Here is a 2500-nt window from a genome sequence, read left to right as displayed (position 1 = left end):
AGGCCCCAAACAAGTATCGGGAAGACAGGATTTGAACCTGCGACCCCCTGGTCCCAAACCAGGTGCTCTACCAAGCTGAGCCACTTCCCGAAAGAAAACGCGCCCGAGAGGAGTCGAACCCCTAACCTCTTGATCCGTAGTCAAACGCTCTATCCAATTGAGCTACGGGCGCATATGGTGCCGAGGGCGGGGGTCGAACCCGCACGGTGGTCACCCACCGCAGGATTTTAAGTCCTGTGCGTCTGCCTGTTCCGCCACCCCGGCATGTCATATTGAAAATTGGAGCGGAAGACGGGATTCGAACCCGCGACCCCAACCTTGGCAAGGTTGTATTCTACCACTGAACTACTTCCGCAAGACATGTTTGAGATATTTTATTAAAAGTGCGGGTGAAGGGAGTCGAACCCCCACGCCAAAGGCGCTAGATCCTAAGTCTAGTGCGTCTGCCAATTCCGCCACACCCGCATATTAATTAAAATGGTGAGCCATGAAGGACTCGAACCTTCGACCCTCTGATTAAAAGTCAGATGCTCTACCAACTGAGCTAATGGCTCTTACAATAAAAACTGGTGCCGACTAGAGGACTTGAACCCCCAACCTACTGATTACAAGTCAGTTGCTCTACCAATTGAGCTAAGTCGGCTAAATGGTGGAGGATGACGGGATCGAACCGCCGACCCCCTGCTTGTAAGGCAGGTGCTCTCCCAGCTGAGCTAATCCTCCGGATTGCCTGGCAACGTCCTACTCTCACAGGGACAAGGTCCCAACTACCATCGGCGCTAGAGAGCTTAACTTCCGTGTTCGGTATGGGAACGGGTGTGGCCTCTCTGCCATCATTACCAGACTGTATTCATTTAAGACAAGAATCATTGTAACTCATTTAACTTTTAAAGTCAACAAGTTTTTTATATTCTTTCAAAACTAGATAACATTTGCTACATATTATATGGTTAAGTCCTCGATCTATTAGTATTCGTCAGCTCCACATGTCACCATGCTTCCACCTCGAACCTATCAACCTGATCATCTTTCAGGGATCTTACTAGCTTACGCTATGGGAAATCTCATCTTGAGGGGGGCTTCATGCTTAGATGCTTTCAGCACTTATCCCTTCCGCACATAGCTACCCAGCTATGCCCTTGGCAGAACAACTGGTACACCAGCGGTGCGTCCATCCCGGTCCTCTCGTACTAAGGACAGCTCCTCTCAAATTTCCTACGCCCACGACGGATAGGGACCGAACTGTCTCACGACGTTCTGAACCCAGCTCGCGTACCGCTTTAATGGGCGAACAGCCCAACCCTTGGGACCGACTACAGCCCCAGGATGCGATGAGCCGACATCGAGGTGCCAAACCTCCCCGTCGATGTGGACTCTTGGGGGAGATAAGCCTGTTATCCCCGGGGTAGCTTTTATCCGTTGAGCGATGGCCCTTCCATGCGGAACCACCGGATCACTAAGCCCGACTTTCGTCCCTGCTCGACTTGTAGGTCTCGCAGTCAAGCTCCCTTATGCCTTTGCACTCTACGAATGATTTCCAACCATTCTGAGGGAACCTTTGGGCGCCTCCGTTACACTTTAGGAGGCGACCGCCCCAGTCAAACTGCCCACCTGACACTGTCTCCCGGGTCGATAAGACCCGTAGGTTAGAATTTCAATACAGTCAGGGCGGTATCCCACCAGCGCCTCCACCGAAGCTAGCGCTCCGGTTTCAATGGCTCCCGCCTATCCTGTACAAACTGTACCAAAATTCAATATCAGGCTACAGTAAAGCTCCACGGGGTCTTTCCGTCCTGTCGCGGGTAACCTGCATCTTCACAGGTACTATAATTTCACCGAGTCTCTGGTTGAGACAGTGCCCAAATCGTTACACCTTTCGTGCGGGTCGGAACTTACCCGACAAGGAATTTCGCTACCTTAGGACCGTTATAGTTACGGCCGCCGTTTACTGGGGCTTCAGTTCAGAGCTTCGCTTACGCTAACCCCTCTCCTTAACCTTCCAGCACCGGGCAGGTGTCACCCCCTATACTTCGCCTTACGGCTTCGCAGAGAGCTGTGTTTTTGCTAAACAGTCGCTTGGGCCTATTCACTGCGGCTTTCCGTTAAGAAAGCACCCCTTCTCCCGAAGTTACGGGGTCATTTTGCCGAGTTCCTTAACCAGAGTTCTCTCGCACACCTTAGGATTCTCTCCTCGCCTACCTGTGTCGGTTTGCGGTACAGGCACCTTTTATCTCGCTAGAAGCTTTTCTTGGCAGCGGGGAATCAAAGACTTCGCTCCATAAGGAGCTTCCCCATCACAGCTCAGCCTTTATGATAAGCGGATTTGCCTACTTATCAGCCTAACTGCTTGGACGTGCACAACCAATCGCACGCTTCTTCTATCCTTCTGCGTCCCTCCATTGCTCAAACGATAAAGAGGTGGTACAGGAATATCAACCTGTTGTCCATCGCCTACGCCTGTCGGCCTCGGCTTAGGTCCTGACTAACCCTGAGCGGACGA

Annotated in this window: 9 tRNA genes and 2 rRNA genes (2 of these 11 cut by a window edge); all 11 read right to left on the bottom strand. The window is 51.8% G+C overall.

From position 1 onward, the window contains the following. Positions 1 to 7, bottom strand: a tRNA-Ala gene (locus DN407_RS00495); it reaches 69 nt to the left of the window's first position. Positions 8 to 16: 9 nt separating this feature from the next. Next, positions 17 to 90, bottom strand: a tRNA-Pro gene (locus DN407_RS00490). A gap of 8 nt (positions 91 to 98) precedes the next feature. Continuing rightward, a tRNA-Arg gene (locus DN407_RS00485) sits at positions 99 to 172 on the bottom strand. 3 nt (positions 173 to 175) lie between these two features. Next, positions 176 to 264 (bottom strand) — tRNA-Leu (locus DN407_RS00480). Between the two features lie 16 nt (positions 265 to 280). Further along, a tRNA-Gly gene (locus DN407_RS00475) sits at positions 281 to 355 on the bottom strand. Positions 356 to 384: 29 nt separating this feature from the next. Continuing rightward, a tRNA-Leu gene (locus DN407_RS00470) sits at positions 385 to 465 on the bottom strand. Positions 466 to 478: 13 nt separating this feature from the next. Beyond that, positions 479 to 554: transfer RNA gene (locus DN407_RS00465), tRNA-Lys, on the bottom strand. Positions 555 to 567: 13 nt separating this feature from the next. After that, a tRNA-Thr gene (locus DN407_RS00460) sits at positions 568 to 643 on the bottom strand. Between the two features lie 4 nt (positions 644 to 647). Continuing rightward, positions 648 to 723 (bottom strand) — tRNA-Val (locus tag DN407_RS00455). Between the two features lie 5 nt (positions 724 to 728). After that, positions 729 to 844, bottom strand: a 5S ribosomal RNA gene (rrf, locus tag DN407_RS00450). 102 nt (positions 845 to 946) lie between these two features. Continuing rightward, positions 947 to 2500, bottom strand: a 23S ribosomal RNA gene (locus DN407_RS00445); it runs 1368 nt beyond the window's last position.

The organism is Bacillus sp. JAS24-2, from assembly GCF_008274905.1.
GTDB lineage: Bacteria > Bacillota > Bacilli > Bacillales > Bacillaceae_G > Bacillus_A > Bacillus_A cereus.
Note: the sequence above shows the minus strand (reverse complement) of the source record. Positions and strands in the feature narration are given on the sequence as shown.